Source organism: Galbibacter kalidii (assembly GCF_026241135.1).
Lineage (GTDB): Bacteria > Bacteroidota > Bacteroidia > Flavobacteriales > Flavobacteriaceae > Galbibacter.
In genome coordinates, this window is record NZ_JAPFGA010000060.1 from 1 (window position 1) to 1,336 (window position 1,336).

At 38.0% G+C, this 1,336-nt stretch carries 1 protein-coding gene; it reads right to left on the bottom strand.

The window, feature by feature from the left end:
- Window positions 1–50 precede the first annotated feature (50 nt).
- Entirely contained in the window at window positions 51–1,247 is a 1,197-nt protein-coding gene (locus OOZ15_RS19820) for an IS256 family transposase (protein WP_265958172.1), read from the bottom strand.
- Window positions 1,248–1,336 lie beyond the last annotated feature (89 nt).

The following is a 1,336-nucleotide window of genomic DNA, read 5'->3' on the forward strand; positions in this document are numbered from 1 at the left end:
TGACACTATCCCAAAAAGTGTGTAAGTTATAAATCGAGGGTTTGGTTTTTTTAGAGCTGAACCCTTTTTTCAAATATAGTTAAAAATTGGTTTAAAATAATGCCCCAATTTCTAATAGGTATTGACCATTTTTTGGTAGCCTCCCTGAGGGCTAAAAACGTGGATTTCATTACAGCTTCATCTGTTGGGAATGAGAGCTTGTTTTTAGTGTACTTTCTAATCTTTCCATTGAGGTTTTCAATTAAATTTGTAGTATAAATTATTTTTCTGATTTCTATGGGGAACTCATAAAAAGCAGTAAGTTCCTCCCAGTTATCCCTCCAACTTTTAATGGCGTAAGAGTACTTGGATTCCCATTTTTGAGCAAAGTCGTCTAGAGCAGCTTTAGCGGCTCTTTTCGTAGGGGCATCATAGATGTTTTTCATATCCTTGGTAAACTCTTTTTTGTCTTTCCATACTACATACCTACAAGCATTTCTAATTTGGTGAACCACGCAAATTTGGGTCTTGGATTCAGGAAAAACATTTTTGATGGTATCTGTAAAGCCGTTAAGGTTGTCTGTTGCTGTGATAAGTAAATCCTGAACGCCTCTGGCTTTAATATCCGTCAACACGCTCATCCAGAAGGCTGCCGATTCGTTCTTGCCCAGCCATAGCCCTAAAACTTCCTTTTTACCATCTCTACGCAACCCTACAGCGATATACATAGTTTTGTTGATGACTTTGGAGTTCTCACGTACCTTGAAGGCAATACCATCCATCCAGGTAATTAAATACACTGGTTCTAAAGGTCTGTTTTGCCATGCCACAATATCATTAGTTACCTTATCTGTAATACGGGATATGGTAGAAGTGGAAACATCAAAATCGTATACTTCACGTATTTGTTCTTCTATGTCTGAATTGCTCATGCCCTTAGCATAAAGGCTGATAATGACATTTTCGATACCATCAACCATGTTGGTGCGTTTAGGCACCAGCATCGGGTTGAAAGAAGCCTCCCTATCCCTAGGTACTTTAATGTTGGTCTCGCCAAGAGTGGTCTTTACCTTTTTTGAGGAATAACCATTGCGGGAATTTGTAGTATCGGATGGTTGGTGCTTGGTATAATCCAAATGAGCGTCCAGCTCGCCTTCAAGCATTTTTTCAATGCCGCGCTTTTGAATGGATTTTAGAAAGGAGGTAAGTTCTTCTCCTGTCTTGAACTGTTTTAAAAAGTCGTCGTTTAATAAATCTTCTTTCTTCATAAGTGTATAAAATTTAAAATTAATCAAAAAAAATCGAGGGTTGCAACCCTCGATTTTTTTAAACTTTACACACTTGGTGAGATACTACC

What these genes read in the sequence shown, in the direction of transcription:
- OOZ15_RS19820 (WP_265958172.1), bottom strand. Translation starts at nt 1,247, where the DNA reads ATGAAGAAAGAAGATTTATTAAACGACGACTTTTTAAAACAGTTCAAG.